At 63.8% G+C, this 15,767-nt stretch carries 11 protein-coding genes and 1 tRNA gene; 5 read left to right on the top strand and 7 right to left on the bottom strand.

Annotated elements, in window-relative coordinates:
* Positions 1 to 91: 91 nt before the first annotated feature.
* Both AB5Y72_RS06670 and AB5Y72_RS06665 read right to left on the bottom strand, forming a co-directional pair.
* Positions 92 to 2,416: an acyl-CoA dehydrogenase gene (locus tag AB5Y72_RS06670; RefSeq protein ID WP_216990622.1), complete on the bottom strand. Its 2,325-nt coding sequence runs from the start codon at positions 2,414 to 2,416 to the stop codon at positions 92 to 94.
* A gap of 47 nt (positions 2,417 to 2,463) precedes the next feature.
* Positions 2,464 to 3,117, bottom strand: a complete 654-nt coding sequence (locus AB5Y72_RS06665) for a TetR/AcrR family transcriptional regulator (protein WP_216990623.1) — start codon at positions 3,115 to 3,117, stop codon at positions 2,464 to 2,466.
* 461 nt (positions 3,118 to 3,578) lie between these two features.
* Here AB5Y72_RS06665 and AB5Y72_RS06660 point away from each other — a divergent pair, with 461 nt between their 5' ends.
* A complete protein-coding gene (locus tag AB5Y72_RS06660; RefSeq protein WP_216990624.1) occupies positions 3,579 to 4,319 on the top strand; it encodes a phosphatase in 741 nt (246 codons plus the stop codon).
* An 86-nt stretch (positions 4,320 to 4,405) separates the two neighbouring features.
* Positions 4,406 to 4,481 (top strand) — tRNA-Thr (locus AB5Y72_RS06655).
* Positions 4,482 to 4,715: 234 nt separating this feature from the next.
* Here the strand turns inward: AB5Y72_RS06655 and AB5Y72_RS06650 are convergent.
* The 4 genes from AB5Y72_RS06650 to AB5Y72_RS06635 form a co-directional block, all read right to left on the bottom strand.
* A complete protein-coding gene (locus tag AB5Y72_RS06650; protein WP_325783656.1) occupies positions 4,716 to 5,711 on the bottom strand; it encodes a sulfate ABC transporter substrate-binding protein in 996 nt (331 codons plus the stop codon).
* Between the two features lie 368 nt (positions 5,712 to 6,079).
* On the bottom strand, positions 6,080 to 7,483 hold the full coding sequence (locus tag AB5Y72_RS06645; protein WP_325783655.1) for an efflux transporter outer membrane subunit: 1,404 nt from the start codon (positions 7,481 to 7,483) through the stop codon (positions 6,080 to 6,082).
* Entirely contained in the window at positions 7,476 to 10,625 is a 3,150-nt protein-coding gene (locus tag AB5Y72_RS06640) for an efflux RND transporter permease subunit (RefSeq protein ID WP_325783654.1), read from the bottom strand. Before AB5Y72_RS06640 ends, AB5Y72_RS06645 begins: the two co-directional genes overlap by 8 nt.
* A 17-nt stretch (positions 10,626 to 10,642) precedes the next feature.
* Positions 10,643 to 11,827, bottom strand: a complete 1,185-nt coding sequence (locus AB5Y72_RS06635; RefSeq protein ID WP_042074658.1) for an efflux RND transporter periplasmic adaptor subunit — start codon at positions 11,825 to 11,827, stop codon at positions 10,643 to 10,645.
* Positions 11,828 to 11,982: 155 nt separating this feature from the next.
* Between AB5Y72_RS06635 and AB5Y72_RS06630 the strand changes: the two genes are divergently transcribed.
* The 3 genes from AB5Y72_RS06630 (at position 11,983) to AB5Y72_RS06620 (ending at position 14,756) form a co-directional block, all read left to right on the top strand.
* On the top strand, positions 11,983 to 12,624 hold the full coding sequence (locus tag AB5Y72_RS06630; RefSeq protein ID WP_209794927.1) for a TetR family transcriptional regulator: 642 nt from the start codon (positions 11,983 to 11,985) through the stop codon (positions 12,622 to 12,624).
* 86 nt (positions 12,625 to 12,710) lie between these two features.
* The gene (locus AB5Y72_RS06625) at positions 12,711 to 13,280 is read left to right on the top strand and encodes a methyltransferase domain-containing protein (protein WP_325783653.1); all 570 of its coding nucleotides are present in this window, start codon (positions 12,711 to 12,713) and stop codon (positions 13,278 to 13,280) included.
* Positions 13,281 to 13,577: 297 nt separating this feature from the next.
* Positions 13,578 to 14,756, top strand: a complete 1,179-nt coding sequence (locus tag AB5Y72_RS06620) for a dicarboxylate/amino acid:cation symporter (RefSeq protein ID WP_042074654.1) — start codon at positions 13,578 to 13,580, stop codon at positions 14,754 to 14,756.
* 64 nt (positions 14,757 to 14,820) lie between these two features.
* On the opposite strand, the gene tesB is transcribed toward AB5Y72_RS06620, so the two are convergent.
* Positions 14,821 to 15,684, bottom strand: coding sequence for an acyl-CoA thioesterase II (tesB, locus tag AB5Y72_RS06615; protein WP_042074652.1), 864 nt, complete (start codon positions 15,682 to 15,684; stop codon positions 14,821 to 14,823).
* Positions 15,685 to 15,767: the final 83 nt, after the last annotated feature.

The raw sequence follows: 15,767 nt of genomic DNA, 5'->3' as shown, positions 1-15,767 counted from the left end.
GCATTAAACTGGAATTAATCGGCATTGTAAATGCCTGGTTAAACAACAAAAAACCGGCCACATGGGCCGGTTTTTCAATCTAGCGTCAGACTCAGGCGGCATGCACCGCCGGGGCCGGTTGAGACAGCCCTTCCAGCTCTCCCGGGGCGAAGTTGTCCACCTGTATCGCTTCGTAGCGCAGGGCATCGGCGGCCAGCAGCTTGTCCGCCTCGTCCTGGCTCAGGATGGATTGGGACAGGGCGGCGGCGACCAGCTCGCTCAATGCCATCTTGCGCGGCAACTTGCCCTCTTTCTGGGCCTGCACCAGCTTCTTCTCGATGGGCTGGACGGCGACCATGGCCTGGAAGGCGCGTTCCATCAGGCCGACCGGATCCGCGTCGTCCTTGCCCACGTAGCAGAGGGCGGTCAGACGGTCGCGGAATTCGCCCGGCTTCATCATGGCCAGACAGATGGCGTGGCAGCGATCGTCTGCCGGCATCTTGTAACCGACACCAAACGGGAACACCACGCGCTTGAGCACGGCACCCGCCACCTTGTTCGGGAAGTTCTGGAAGAAACCCTCGAACGCCTTGCCGATGAGATAGAGGTTGCGCTCCACCGCGTACTGCACGAACGGCAGATCCGAGACCATACGGCCCTGATCCTCGTAGTGCTTGAGGGTGGCGGAGGCCAGATAGAGGTGGCTCAACACGTCACCGAGGCGGGCGGAGATCATCTCCTTGCGCTTGAGATCCCCCCCCAGCATCAGCATGGAGACGTCGGCGCACAGGGCCAGCCCTTTACTCATGCGGGAGAGCTGCTTGTAGTAGCGAGCGGTCTCGCCGCCCACAGGGGAACTATTGAACTGACCCAGGGTCAGCCCCTGGAACAGGGCGCCGAAGAAGTTGCCGGTACCAAATGCAATGTGTTTCATCAGCAGGGCGTCGAATTTCTCGAGGCCACGCTCCACGTCGGTGTCGGCGGCGGCTTCCAGCTCGGCGAACACGTAAGGGTGACAGCGGGTCGCCCCCTGGCCGAAGATCATCAGGTTGCGGGTCAGGATGTTGGCCCCTTCCACCGTGATGGCCACCGGAATGCCCATGTAGGCGTAGCCGGTGTAGTTCTTCGGACCGAGCTGGATGGCGCGACCGGCGTGGATGTCCATGGAGTCGTCCATCACCTGACGGGCCATCTCGGTCATGTGGTACTTGGAAATCGCGGTAACGATGGCCGGTGCCTGCCCCAAGTCCAGGGAGCCCGCTGTCATGCGGCGAGCCCCTTCCAGCTGATAGGTCAGGCCGCCGATGCGAGCCAGCGCCTCCTGCACCCCTTCAAACTTGCCGATGGACATGCCGAACTGCTTGCGCACATAGGAGTAGGCCCCCACGGTGCGGCTCGCCATGTGACCACAGGCGGTGCCAAGGGCCGGCAGAGAGATGCCACGACCGGCGGAGAGGCACTCCACCAGCATGCGCCAGCCGCGACCCGCGTATTCCGGGCCGCCGATGATCCAGTCGAGCGGAATGAACACATCCTTGCCGAAGGTCGGGCCATTCAGGAACGCCAGCCCCATGGGGTAGTGGCGATCGCCGACCCGCACACCCGGGTGGTTGGTCGGGATCAGGGCACAGGTGATGCCGATCTCCTCCTTGTCCCCCAGCAGCTTGTCCGGGTCATACATCTTGAATGCCAGCCCCAGCACGGTGGCGCGCGGCGCGAGCGTGATATAGCGCTTGTTCCAGTTCAGGCGAAGCCCGAGCACTTCCTCCCCCTTGTACATCCCCTTGCAGACGATCCCCTTGTCCGGGATGGCGCCCGCATCGGAGCCCGCTTCCGGACCGGTCAGGGCAAAGCAGGGCACTTCCTTGCCGTTGGCCAGCCCCGGCAGCCAGAAGTCCTTCTGGGCCTGGGTGCCGTAGTGCATCAGCAGCTCGCCCGGGCCCAGGGAGTTCGGCACCATGACGGTGACCGCCACGCTCAGGCTCTTGGTGGCGATGCGGGTGACGATGGTGGAGTTGGCTATCGCCGAGAACTCGCGGCCGCCGTAGGATTTCGGGATGATCAGGGCGAAGAAGCCTTCCTTCTTCAGGTAGTCCCAGACCGGCTCAGGCAGATCCTTGGTCTCGTTGACGATCTTGAAGTCGTCCACCATGGCGAGCAGGGTTTCGACCTGGTTGTCGATGAAGGCCTGCTCCTCGGCGCTCAGGGTCGCCTTGCCGTAGCCGTGCAGCTTCTTCCAGTCGGGGTTGCCGCGAAACAGCTCGCCATCCCACCAGACGGAGCCGGCCTCCATGGCCTCCCGCTCGGTGGCCGACAGGGGCGGTAGTATCTTCTTGAAGATGCCGAATACGGGGCGGGTCACCACCTTTTTACGGATGGCGGGGACACCGAGCACCACGGCTATCGCCAGCACCAGCAGGACAAGCAATGTGATCATACCGAAGTTCCTTCTATTTCACTGTTTCCGTTGATTATTGTTAGGTGTTACACGGCCAGGGAGAGCCTGGTCGACTCCACGGGCGCCCCGACACCGGACGCCAGATAAGGAATGACGTTGCGCACCAGCCCTTCCACATCGAGCTGCTGGCCAAAATCGGCCTGGGCGATGTCACGCAGGGCATCGGCGGAGGCCATGGTGAACACGACGGTGCCCAGGGTGAAGTGCAGGCGCCAGAAGAGATCCGCCGGCGACAAGTCCGGGTTGGCCTTGGAGATGGCCTGGGTGATCCCGTGCAGGGTCGCCCCATAATGGGTGGTGATGAAGCGGCGCAGGTGGCCCTGGCTGTCGATGTAACCGCGCCCCAGCAACTGCATGAAGAGCGCAGGACCGTTTGGGCGCACCGCCACCAGATTCATCAGGGGGTCGACGAAACTTTCGAACACCTGCAGCAGGGTCAGCTGCTCCTGCGCCATCAGGGTCTGCAGGCGCGCATCCAGCTCCGGCATGAAGAGGCTCAGATAACGGTCGAGCACCGCCTGGATAAGCTCCTTCTTGGAGCCGAAGTGATAGTTGACCGAGGCCAGGTTCACATCGGCTTCGCTGGTGATCAGACGCAACGAGGTATCGGCGAATCCCCGCTCGGCAAACAGCACCTCGGCGGCATCGAGAATACGGTTCTTGGTATCGATTTTACTCACTGGACACCTCACTTAAACGAATGTTTAAAAAGTACGTTTCATGCCCAGCCATGTCAAGAGAATGTGAACGAGTGTTGGCGAAATGTTTTTAATCAAAAAAGAGGGAAGAGGACGGGAACTTCGCGGCGAGAGGGGACTCTATATCTATGCCACTGCAATTAAACATTAAGTCTCGCCCAACCTGCGCCATGCTAGTTGGGCATTTTTTTGTCCGCGTGGCGCCAATATCATCAGGGCAAAAAAAACCGTCGCAGGGGCGACGGTGGGGAAACGGGTCAGACCATCCAGTGTCGACCCATCGATGGGTGTTCAGGCTTGCATCGATAGGGTCATCCTCGCAGGCAAACGTCATCAGACTTTGTCAGCTACAGCCTAATTTGTGACAAAGTATGGCAAGCCGTTTCGTGGCCCCTCCCCACCATTTTTGCTATGCTGGCGCCTCATGCCAGAGGGGAGAGAAGATGAAGTACACGGTCGATACCCACACGCACACCGTCGCCAGCACCCACGCCTACAGCACCATTCACGACTACCTGCCCATCGCCAGAGCCAAGGGGATCAAGCTGTTCGCCACCACGGATCACGGCCCCGACATGGCCGATGCCCCGCACTACTGGCACTTCGTCAACCTGCATGTGCTGCCCAGAGTCGTGGACGGCGTCGGCATCCTGCGCGGCATCGAGGCCAACATCAAGAACATCGACGGCGAGATCGACTTCCCCGAGCGCTACGAATCGCGACTCGACATGATCATGGCGGGCTTTCACGAACCGGTGTTTCCCCCCTGCGATCGGGCGACCCACACCCAGGCCATGATCAACGCCATCAAAAGCGGTCGAGTCGACATGATAAGCCACCCCGGCAATCCCGCCTTCCCCATCGACATCCAGGCCGTGGTCAGGGCCGCCGCCGAATACCGGGTAGCGCTGGAGATCAACAACTCCTCCTTCAATCATTCCCGCCCGGGCAGTGAGAGCAATTGCCGCGCCATCGTCGAGGCGGCGCGCGACCTTGGCGCCTACCTCACCTTCGGCTCCGACTCCCACGTGGCCTTCAGCCTCGGCGATTTCGATCACTGCCACCGTCTGGTGACCGAGGCCGACTTCCCCGAGGAGCGGATCCTGGCACGCTCCCCCCGTGCCCTGCTCGCGTTTCTCGAGAGCCGCGGTCGTGCCCATATCCCGGAGTTCGCCGACCTCTGACGGTTTCCCGTAACTCCATGAGCTCACTCATAAAACTGAGTTCAGCTCATTGACTTGCTACCTATTTTTCGGGAATCTAGCGGCACGCCGGTATAGCTCAGTTGGTAGAGCAGCGCATTCGTAATGCGAAGGTCGTAGGTTCGACTCCTATTACCGGCACCAGATAAAACAAAGGGTTAGCTTCACAGTGAAGCTAACCCTTTGTGCTTTTTATCGCCTGGATCTCGCCAGGGCTCCCAGTCTAACCACGCGAGAGCCCTTCCCACTTCCTGTCATGAGCCGCTCTTCGATTCTACCCCTGATACGCCACCCGGGAGATCCGTCAGGGCGTGAGCCACCAGGTGGCTCGCCCCAGCATGGTGACACCTGGCCGGCCTTTTTCTTGCCAGACGCGTCTTACTGCACGGCATAGATCTGGTCGAACACCCCGCCCTCCTTGAAGTGAGTGCGCTGGATGACAGGCCACTCGCCGAAGGTCTTTACCACGTTGAGGAAGGTGGCGTTCGGAAAGCGGTCGGCGAACTCGGCGAGGATCGCCGGGTTGCGCGGGCGCAGGTAGTTGTTGGCTGCGATGCGCTGCCCTTCGTCAGACCACAGGTAGGTCAGATAAGCCTCGGCCTCCTTGCGGGTGCCCTGCTTGTCGACGACCTTGTCCACCACCGCCACCGGCAACTCGGCCACGGCGGTGACGCTCGGGTAGATCACCTCGAAGCTGCCACGACCGAACTCGCGGGCGATCATCTCGGCTTCGTTCTCGAAGGTGATCAGCACATCGCCTATCCGGTTCTGGATGAAGGTGCTGGTGGCGGCGCGGCCACCGGTGTCGAGCACGGGAACCTGCCTGAACAGTTTGCCCACAAACGCCCTGGCCGCCTTCTCGTCGCCACCTTGCTCCAGTACATAGCCCCAGGCCGACAGATAGGTGTAGCGGCCGTTCCCCGAAGTCTTGGGATTGGGCACTATCACCTTCACTCCCTCCTTGAGCAGATCAGGCCAGTCCTTCAGCCCCTTGGGGTTGCCCTTGCGCACGATGAACACTGTGGCCGAGGTGAAGGGCGCACTGTTGTCCGGCAGGCGGGCGGCCCACTCTTTCGGGACCAGGCCGCCATGCTCGGCGAGGGCGTTGATGTCGGTAGCCATGTTCATGGTGATGACATCGGCGGGCAGGCCGTCGATGACGGCGCGCGCCTGCTTGCTCGAGCCGCCGTGGGACATATTGATCTGCAGCGGCTCGCCGCCTTCCGCCTGCCAGTGTTTCTGGAAGGCGGCGTTGTAATCCTTGTAGAAGTCGCGCATCACGTCATAGGAGGCGTTGAGCAGGGTGGCCGCCTGGGCTAACGGGGTCAGGGCCAGGCCTGCGGCGAGCAGGGTGGCGGGCACGAGTCGTTTCATTGCACGTCCTTGGAATGAGAGTCGAGTGACCAACTATAAGAGCCACACATTTATTCTTTGAAAGAATAATTAGTGCGCAGCTTATGCGATAAATGGCATCACCTGGGTACGACTCGCCAAGGACGACGGAGGCGACAGCGATGCGGCCGTCGATGCTCGCAGGTCGATGATGACGGTAGGGTCAGACGCACAATATCGAGAGCGCTGGTGCGGGCTCATTCCCGGACTTGGTGAGCGGCCATCCCGCGCCACCTCTTCCGTCGCCGATGTGCGGTTTGCGGGGCGGCAGCACACATAGAAACGGGGCGAACCAGATGGTTCGCCCCGTGCTTGTCGACACCGACAGTGCCTCCTTTCTCCTGCCCGCGTCAGCCGGCAGGCTTCTCCTCCTCGGGCGCCTGCCAGCCGCCGCCGACCGCCTTGTAGAGGGCGACCTGGTTGCCAAGCTGGGCGAGCCGGGTGCTGATGAGCCCCTGCTTGGCGCTGAACAGGGAGCGCTGGGCATCGAGGCGGGTCAGATAGCTGTCCACCCCCTGCTCGTAGCGCACCTCCGCCAGCCTGAAGTAGGTCTGGTTCGCCTCCACCAGCGCCTGCTGGGCCTGCAGCTGTTGCTGGTAGTCAGCCTGGGCGCCGAGCGCATCCGCGACCTCCTTGAAGGCGGTCTGGATGCTCTTCTCGTAGCTCGCCACCGCCTGCCTGGTGCCCACTTCCGCCACGTCCAGATCCGCAACGCGCTTGCCACCGTCGAAGATGGGCAGGCTTATCTGGGGCATGAAGGTCCAGGTGCCGGTGCCGCCGTCAAACAGGCCGCTCAGCTGGTTGCTGGCGGTGCCCGCCGTCGCGGTGAGCGAGATGGTCGGGAAGAAGGCGGCGCGCGCCGCGCCGATATTGGCGTTGGCCGCCTTCAGGCTGTGCTCCGCCGCCAGGATGTCCGGCCGCTGTTGCAGCAGGCTGGAGGGGGCCCCCACCGGGATGGCGGCCAGTTGCACCTCATCCAGGGTTTTGGGTTGACCCTCCAGCACCGGCACATCCGTGCCAAGCAGCAGGGCCAGGCCGTTTCTGTCCTGTTTCACCAGGCGCTGGTATTGCGCCTGGCTGACCCTGGCGTTCTCGAGCGCCGTGCGCCCCTGGGCCAGCTCCATCTCGGAGGCGGCCCCCAGCCGGTATTTGTGCTGGGTCAGGGCGTAGCTCTCCTGCTCGGTGGCCAGGGTCGCCTGGCTCAGGGCCAGCAGCTCCTGATCCGCCAGCAGGGTGAAGTAGGCGTTCGCCACCGAGGCCACCAGAGCGATCTGGGTGCTGCGCCGGGTCTCGACTTGCGCCAGGTAGTTCTCCAGCGCCTGATCTTTGAGGCTCTGGATCCGGCCAAACAGGTCCAGCTCATAGGCGGTGATGCCGATGTCGGCGCCGTACTGGCTGCTGATGGTGCCCTGCCCCGCGGCGCTGAGATCGTCGGATCCCTGCTGGCGGGTGCCAGAGCCGCTGGCGGCCAGGGTCGGCAACTGGGCCGCCCGCTGGATCCGGTATTGCGCCTCATAGGCCTCGACGTTGAGGGCCGCGAGGCGCAGATCCCGGTTGTTGTCCAGTGCCGTGCCGATCAGCGTCTGCAGGGCCGGGTCCTGGAACTGCTGGCGCCAGGGGGCAACCTCCCCCTTGGTGGCCAGATTGTCCTGCCAGGAGGCCCCTCGGGGCAGCTCGGGGCGCTGGTAGTCGGGGGCCATGGAGCAGGCCCCCAGCAGCAGGGTCACACTCAGGGCGATCAGGGTCTTAGCCATGGTTGATCTCCTTGGCGTGGGTGATGCGCTCCTCGGCGCTCTGGTGCTCGGTGAAGTAGCGCATCACCAGCACGAAGAAGAGCGGCACGAAGAAGATGGCGAGCACGGTGGCGCTGATCATCCCCCCCATCACGCCGGTGCCGATGGCGTTGCGGCTGCTGGCGCCTGCCCCGGTGCTGATCACCAGCGGCAGCACCCCCAGGATGAAGGCGAGCGAGGTCATCAGGATGGGGCGCAGACGCTGGCGCGAGGCCTCCACCACCGCATCCCCGAGCTTCATCCCCTTGTCGTGCAGCTCCTTGGCGAACTCGACGATGAGGATGGCGTTCTTGGCCGACAGCCCGATCGTGGTGAGCAGGCCCACCTGGAAGTAGACGTCGTTCTCCAGGCCGCGCAGGGTGGCGGCCAGGATGGCCCCCAACACCCCGAGCGGCACCACCAGCATGACGGAGAACGGAATGCTCCAGCTCTCGTAGAGGGCCGCCAGACAGAGGAAGACCACCAGCAGCGAGATGGCGTAGAGCGCCGGCGCCTGGGAGCCAGCCTGACGCTCCTGGAAGGAGAGGCCGGTCCACTCGATGCCGATGCCTTCCGGCAGCTGCTTCACCATCTGCTCGATGGCCGCCATGGCGTCGCCCGTACTCTTGCCCGGGGCCGCCTCACCGACGATCTCCATGGCGGAGACGCCGTTGTAGCGCTCGAGACGGGGCGAACCATAGCTCCACTCGGTGCTGGCAAAGGCGGAGAAGGGCACCATCTGGCCCGCGCTGTTGCGCACGTACCACAGCTTCAGATCTTCCGGGTTCATGCGGAACGGTGCATCCGCCTGCAGGTAGACCTTCTTGACCCGGCCTCTGTCGACGAAGTCGTTCACGTAGGAGGAGCCCCAGGCCGCCGACAGGGTGTTGTTGATGTCGGCGATGGAGAGCCCCTGGGCCAGCGCCTTCTCATAGTCGATCTTGATGTCGAGCTGGGGGGTGTCCTCCATCCCGTTCGGGCGCACCCGCACCAGGTTGGGATCCTGCGCCGCCATGCCGAGCAACTGGTTGCGGGCCGCCATCAGTTTCTCGTGACCCAGACCACCGCGGTCCTGCAGGAAGAAGTCGAAGCCGGTGGCCGTGCCGAGCTCCGGGATGGGGGGCAGGTTGAAGGCGAACACCTGGGCTTCCTTGATGCTGAACAGGAACCCCATGGCGCGGCCTATGATGGCGTTGGCGCTGCGCTCTTCCCCTTGCCGCTCGCTCCAGTCCTTGAGCTTGATGAAGGCCATGCCGCTGTTCTGGCCGCTACCGGCGAAGCTGAAGCCCGCCACCGTCAGCACTGAGTCCACGTTCTCCTTCTCGTTCTCGAGGAAGTAGTCGCGCATCTCGGCCAGCACCACCTCGGTACGCTCCTTGGTAGCCCCCACCGGCAGCTGCACCATGGACATGATGACCCCCTGATCCTCTTCCGGCAGGAAGGAGGTGGGCAGGCGCATGAAGAGCACCGCCAGCACCGCCAGCATGGCGACGTAGATGATGCCGTAGCGGGCCCCCTGCTTGATCACCTTGCGCACGCCGTTCTGGTAGCGATTGGCGTTGGTATCGAAGAAGCGGTTGAACCAGCCGAAGAAGCCGCGCTGGGCACCGAACTCGCCGTGTTTCATGGGCTTGAGCAGGGTGGCACAGAGCGCCGGGGTCAGGATCAGGGCCACCAGCACCGAGAGCACCATGGCCGAGACTATGGTGAGGGAGAACTGGCGATAGATGGCGCCGGTGGAGCCGCCGAAGAAGGCCATGGGCACGAACACGGCGGACAGCACCAGGGCGATCCCCACCAGGGCGCCGGTGATCTGGGTCATGGACTTGCGGGTCGCCTCCAGCGGGGAGAGCCCCTCCTCGCTCATCAGACGCTCCACGTTCTCCACCACCACGATGGCGTCATCCACCAGCAGGCCGATGGCGAGCACCAGGCCGAACATGGTCAGGGTGTTGATGGAGAAGCCGAAGGCCGCCATGACGCCGAAGGTCCCGAGCAGCACCACGGGCACGGCGATGGTCGGGATCAGGGTCGCCCGGAAGTTCTGCAGGAACAGATACATGACGCAGAACACCAGGAAGATGGCCTCGATCAGCGTCTGCACCACCTCCTCGATGGAGATCTTCACGAACGGCGTGGTGTCGTAGGGATAGACGATCTCCATGTTGGCCGGGAAGTAGGCCGACAGTTCGCCCAGCTTGGCGCGCACGTGCTCGGCGGTGTCCAGGGCGTTGGCGCCGGTGGCGAGCTTGATGGCGACCGCCGCGGTGGCCTGACCGTTGTAGAGCGCGGTGGCGTCATAGCTTTCGCCGGCCAGCTCGACCCGGGCCACGTCCCTGAGCAGCACCTTGGAGCCGTCCTGGTTCACCCGCAGCAGGATGTTGTTGAACTCCTCCACGGTGGAGAGCCGGGTCTGGCCCATGATGGTGGCGGTAAATTGCTGATCGCTCACCGCAGGGGTGCCTCCCAGCTTGCCGAAGGCGACCTGGGCGTTCTGGGCCTTGATGGCGGTCTGGATGTCGGCCGGGGTCATCTGCACCCGATTGAGCTTGTGGGGATCCAGCCAGACGCGCATGGAGTACTGGCTGCCGAACAATGTGATGTCACCCACCCCGTCCAGCCGGCTCAGGGGCTCCTTGATGTTGGCCACCACGTAGTCGGCGAGATCGTCGTTGGTCATGCTGCCATCGGTGGAGATGAAGGCGGCCACCATGAGGAAGCTGCTGGAGGTCTTCTGGACGCGCACCCCCTGCTGCTGCACCTCCTGGGGCAGCAGCGACATGGCCTGCTGCAGCTTGTTCTGCACCTGCACCTGGGCGATGTCGGGATCGGTACCCGGCTTGAAGGTGAGGGTCACGCTGACATTGCCGGACGAATCGGACTGCGCCGACATGTAGAGCAGGTGATCCAGCCCGGTCATGTTCTGCTCGATGATCTGGGTGACCGAGTCTTCCACCGTCTTGGCGGAGGCCCCCGGGTAGCTGGCGGAGATGCCCACCGCCGGCGGTGCTATGGTCGGGTACTGGGCCACCGGCAGGCTGATGATGGCCATGGCCCCGGCCAGCATGATCACCAGGGCGATCACCCAGGCGAAAATGGGTCTATCTATGAAAAATCGTGCCATGAGGCGACTACTCCATCCTACTGCTTGGTTGCCGGGGTCTGCTGAGCCTGTACTGTGTTGCTGGCGCGTTCAGTGGGCGCCACCGCAGCCCCGGGTTTGACTTTCTGCAGGCCGGCGACGATCACCTTCTCGCCGGCATCGAGGCCGGATTCCACCACCCAGCTGTCGCCGGACATGCGACCGACCTGCACCTCGCGCAGCGCCACCTTGTTGTCCGCCGTCACCACCATGACGGTGGCCCCGCCCTTGGGCGTGCGGGTCACCGCGGTCTGCGGCACCAGCAGGCCTTCGGGGCGCTCGCCCTCCTGCAGGGTGGCGCGCATGAACATGCCGGGCAGCAGCAGCTGATCCGGGTTCGGCACTATCACCCTCAGGGTCACCATGCCGGTGGTCTCGTCCACGGTCACGTCGGAGAACTGGAGCGAGCCTTTCTGGCCGTACTGGCTGCCATCTTCCAGCTGGAAGCTGACGCTGGCACCGTCCTGCTCGCCCTGGGTCAGCTTGCCCGCGGCGACCTGGCGCTTGAGGCGCAGCAGGTCGGCGGTGGACTGGCGCACGTCCACATACATGGGATCGAGCTGGGAGATGGTGGTGAGGCTGGCGGCCTGCTGGGCGGTCACCAGGGCCCCCTCGGTCACCGCCGACTTGCCGATGCGGCCGCTGATGGGGGCCGTGATGCGGGTATAGGCCAGGTTGATGTTGGCACTCTGCAGGGCCGCCTTGGCGGCGCCGATCTCGGCCACCTGCTGTTTCCAGGTGGCATCGGCGTCGTCATACTCCTGACGGCTGATGGCCTTCACCTTCACCAGCTCGGCGTAACGCTGGGCCTTGAGGCGAGCGCTGCGCTCGTTGGCCTCGGCCTTGGCCAGGTTCGCCTTGGCACTGGCGACGGCGGCCTGATAGACGGCGGGATCGATCTGATACAGCAGCTGGCCGGCCTTGACGTCGCTGCCCTCGGTGAACAGGCGCTTGAGGATGATGCCGTTCACCTGGGGACGCACCTCGGCCACCCGCAGGGGGGCGGTGCGACCGGTGAGCTCGGACATAAGCTGCAGCGGGGCGGTATGAAGGGTGACCACGTCCACGGCGGCGGGAGGCATCTCCATGGCCTGCTGGGCTTCTCCCTTGTCACCACAGCCTGCCAGCAGGCCACTTGCCAGCAAGGCAAGGCCGACCGAACGTGCGAGAATATGTTTATGCATGAAGTCTCTGAGCCTCTGTTTCAACAAAATAAAAAACGACAAAACCACAGGGTTTATAAGGTGCCTGTTGGTAAAATGGCGAAGATGAGGCAATATACATACATTCACGAATGTATGTAAGAAACTTTTTTCACTGATCGACAGGAACCGAGCCCATGGCCAGACGCACCAAAGAAGAGGCACAACAGACCCGCTGCCACATCATGAGCACGGCGCTGGATCTCTTCTGCCAGCAAGGGCTGGCGAGGACCAGCCTGACCGACATCGCCAAGGCTGCGGATCTCACACGGGGCGCCATCTACTGGCACTTCAAGAATAAAGAAGAGCTGTTCGTCACCCTGTGGGAGGAGCTGTGCGCCCCCCTCTCCCACCAGCTCGACGCCTGCGTCGACGAAGCGGAACCGGACCCCCTCGGCAAGCTGCGGATCTTCCTCAAGGAGGTGATGGTCAAGATCGGCACAGAGCCCGCCCACCAGCAGATGTTCACCATCATCTTCAGCCTGGAGGCCCTGGAAGGGGAGGCCAGTGCCCTGCGGGATCACATGCGCCAGCAGTCCATCAACTTCTTCCGGGATCTGGAGATCACCCTGGCCAATGCGGTGCGCCACGGCCAGCTGCCCCAGGGGCTGGATCTGCGGCGCGCCACCACCCTGCTGCACTGCACCCTGGACGGCTACATCATCAACTGGCTGCACTTCCCCGATCGCATCGACCTGATCCGGGAGTCGGACACCCTGCTCGACACCCTGTTCGGTCTGATCGCCAGCGCCCCCCTCCCGCTGCGCCGGCAAGCCTGATGGCCCGGGCGCAGATACCCTTTCATCGGGGCTGAACAGTCGGGGGCGAATTTGCTAGAGTAGCCGCCCACCGCAGAGATGAGCCCATGATAGCGCCCCACACCCCAGCCCCGAGCCCAGATACCCGTCCCGCCCTCGTGGCCGGAGCCCATGCCCCCTTCCTCGCCCTGCTGCCCGCACGAGGCCACCTGCTGGAGGCCGGCTGCGGCGCGGGTGAGGATCTGCGCCTCTTCCGGGAGCGGGGGCTGATGGTGACCGCCTTCGATGCGAGCCGGGCGCAGGCGGCGGCCGCCTCGCGCCTTTGCGGCCAGCCGGTGCGGGTCTGCCGTTTCGAGCAGATGCGAAGCGTCGTCCCCTATGACGGCATCTGGGCCAGCGCCTCCCTGCCCTGCCTGCCCGGGGAGGAGATAGCTCCGGTACTCCGGCACCTCGCCGCCCTCCTCAAGAGCGGCGGGCCTCTCTACTGCTCCTTCCCCCATGCCGATGGCGAGTCGCCGGCCAGCAGGTCGCCCCAGGCGTATCCCCTGCTGACCCGCCTCGACGAGGCCGGGCTGCTTCGCCTCGTCGCCCCCCTGCCCTTGACGCTGCACCGCCACTGGTGCAGCGAGGATGGGGCGAACGGCCGCTGGCTGCACGCATTGCTGCTGAGGGGCTGATCGCCGCAAAGAGAGGATGAGGGGCCGCAGGTAGCCCGCTCTGTTCCCCGCGGCTCGGGCGCTGACGCAGCGAAGACAGGATGAAGGGGCGTTGGGTGCATGCATTGCTTCCTGCGGCCCTGGCACTGCGTCCAGAGGCCGCCACAATTCAGTTCAAAACGCGATAAAAACCCTCAACATCAAAATTTAACACCGAATTAACCAGCACAAGACAGACAAGATGCGGAGTTTGTGTTAAAAAGCGCCATCAAAATCATTATTTAATCACAACACAGACACCAACACCTGGATTCCCCCATGAAACTCGTCCTTAACCTGATCGCCGGCATCCTCGCCGGTCTGCTGCTCGGTCTCTATGCCCCGGAATGGGTCGCTCGGGTGCTGTTCACGGCCAAGACGGTGATAGGCCAGCTCATCACCTTCACCATTCCGCTCATCATCCTCTTCTTCATCATGAGCGGCATCGCCAGCCTGCCGAAGAACTCCGGCAAGCTGCTGGGCAAGACGGTGGGACTCTCCTACTGCTCCACCATACTGGCGGGCCTGTTCGCCTTCACCGTGGCGAGCCACCTGATCCCGCGCCTGACCACGGCCGCCGAGCCCACGGCGCAAGCCGCCATCAAGCTCGCCTCCTACATCAATCTCGAGATCCCGCCCCTGTTCGGGGTGATGTCGGCCCTGGCCGCCGCCTTCGTGTTCGGCATCGGCATCAGCGCCACCCAGGCCACCGACCTGCGCCGGGTCGCCGATCAGGGTCGTGACATCATCGACCGCCTGCTGGCTCGCGTGATCATTCCCCTGCTGCCCTTCTACATCGCCGGCGTCTTCGTCGAGATGACGGTGGAAGGCACCGTCTTCGCCACCCTCAAGACCTTCGGCGTGGTGCTGGTGATGGCCATACTGATGCACTGGATCTGGCTCTGCGTGCTCTTCGTCGGCACCGGACTGGCCCTGGGGCGCTCCCCCGCCATGCTCATCAAGAACATGCTGCCCGCCTACTTCACCGCGCTCGGCACCATGTCCAGCGCCGCCACCATCCCGGTGGCCCTGCAGGCCAGCAAGCGCAACGGGGTGAGCGAGGGCATCGCCAACTTCACCGTGCCCCTGTGCGCCACCATCCACCTGTGCGGCTCCACCATCACGCTGGTGACCTGCGCCACCGCCGTCATGTTCCTCTCCGAACACCTGGCCATTCCGGGCTATGACACCATGCTGCCCTTCATCATGATGCTGGGCGTCATCATGATCGCCGCTCCCGGTGCCCCGGGGGGCGGCGTCATGTCCGCGCTCGGCCTGCTCACCTCCATGCTCGGCTTCGGCGAGGCCTCCATCGCCCTGATGATCGCCCTCTACCTGGCCCAGGACAGCTTCGGCACCGCCTGCAACGTCACCGGTGACGGCGTCATCGCCCTCTGGGCCGACCGCTTCGCCCAACGCGACCAAGGCGCCCCGCTCCCCGAGCAGGATGCCGCCTGATCACTCAGGCCAATAAAAAACGGGAGCCGATGGCTCCCGTTTTTGTTGGCCTAGTGCCGGCTTGTCAGCCCCGGCGGCGGATCACCCCTTCCTGCATGGTGCTGGCCACCAGCACACCGTCGCGGGTGAAGAACTGGCCGCGCACCAGGCCCCGGCCGCCGCTGGCGCTCGGGCTGTCCACCACGTAGAGCAGCCAGTCGTCCAGCCTGAACTCCCGGTGGAACCACATGGAGTGATCGATGGTGGCCACCTGCATGTCCGGCTCCCAGTACGACACCCCGTGGGGCTGCAGGGCGGCGAACAGGAAGTGGAAGTCGGAGGCATAGGCCAGCAGGTAGTTGTGGACCCGCTGATCGTCCGGCACAGGGCCGTTGGCCTTGAACCAGGTGTAGCGCAGGGGCTCGTGCACGTCCGGGCGGATGGGGTCCACCAGGGTCACCGGGCGGATCTCGATGGGCTTCTCGCACAGGATCTTGTCCCGCAGGGCCGCCGGGATCAGCTGCTCGTAGGGGCGCACCAGCTCCAGCTCGCTCTTGAGCTGCTCGGGAGGCGTGATGCCTTCGGGCATCTGCGCCTGGTGCTCGAAGCCTTCGGCCTCCACCTGGAAGGAGGCGTTGAGGTAGAAGATAGGCTTGCCGCCCTGGATCGCCTTGACCCGGCGGGTGGAGACGGTCTGGCCGTCGCGGATGTTCTCCACGTCGTAGACGATGGGCTTGTTGGCATCGCCTGGGCGCAGGAAGTAGGAGTGGAAGCTGTGCACCTGGCGATCGACGGCGACCGTCTGCTTGGCGGCTGACAAGGCCTGCCCCATCACCTGTCCGCCAAACACGGATCGCAATCCGAGATCCTGGCTCTGGCCCCGAAACAGGCCCTCCTCGATCTTCTCCAGCGCCAGCAGTGCCAGCAGCTCATCCAGTACCTTGCTCATTGGTTTCTCCTGTATCAGTGCGGGAAAGGCTAACAAGCCCGTCCCGGCAGGGCAACCATCCTGATCCACATCCCACAGCAGCA

This window comes from Aeromonas sp. R7-4, assembly GCF_040908055.1.
Taxonomy (GTDB): Bacteria; Pseudomonadota; Gammaproteobacteria; order Enterobacterales; family Aeromonadaceae; genus Aeromonas; species Aeromonas sanarellii.
This window is presented reverse-complemented; position numbering and strand designations above follow the sequence as displayed.

What these genes read in the sequence shown, in the direction of transcription:
- AB5Y72_RS06670 (WP_216990622.1), bottom strand. Translation starts at nt 2,416, where the DNA reads ATGATCACATTGCTTGTCCTGCTGGTGCTGGCGATAGCCGTGGTGCTC.
- AB5Y72_RS06660 (WP_216990624.1), top strand. Translation starts at nt 3,579, where the DNA reads ATGAAGTACACGGTCGATACCCACACGCACACCGTCGCCAGCACCCAC.
- AB5Y72_RS06650 (WP_325783656.1), bottom strand. Translation starts at nt 5,711, where the DNA reads ATGAAACGACTCGTGCCCGCCACCCTGCTCGCCGCAGGCCTGGCCCTG.
- AB5Y72_RS06645 (WP_325783655.1), bottom strand. Translation starts at nt 7,483, where the DNA reads ATGGCTAAGACCCTGATCGCCCTGAGTGTGACCCTGCTGCTGGGGGCC.
- AB5Y72_RS06640 (WP_325783654.1), bottom strand. Translation starts at nt 10,625, where the DNA reads ATGGCACGATTTTTCATAGATAGACCCATTTTCGCCTGGGTGATCGCC.
- AB5Y72_RS06635 (WP_042074658.1), bottom strand. Translation starts at nt 11,827, where the DNA reads ATGCATAAACATATTCTCGCACGTTCGGTCGGCCTTGCCTTGCTGGCA.
- AB5Y72_RS06630 (WP_209794927.1), top strand. Translation starts at nt 11,983, where the DNA reads ATGGCCAGACGCACCAAAGAAGAGGCACAACAGACCCGCTGCCACATC.
- AB5Y72_RS06625 (WP_325783653.1), top strand. Translation starts at nt 12,711, where the DNA reads ATGATAGCGCCCCACACCCCAGCCCCGAGCCCAGATACCCGTCCCGCC.
- AB5Y72_RS06620 (WP_042074654.1), top strand. Translation starts at nt 13,578, where the DNA reads ATGAAACTCGTCCTTAACCTGATCGCCGGCATCCTCGCCGGTCTGCTG.
- tesB (WP_042074652.1), bottom strand. Translation starts at nt 15,684, where the DNA reads ATGAGCAAGGTACTGGATGAGCTGCTGGCACTGCTGGCGCTGGAGAAG.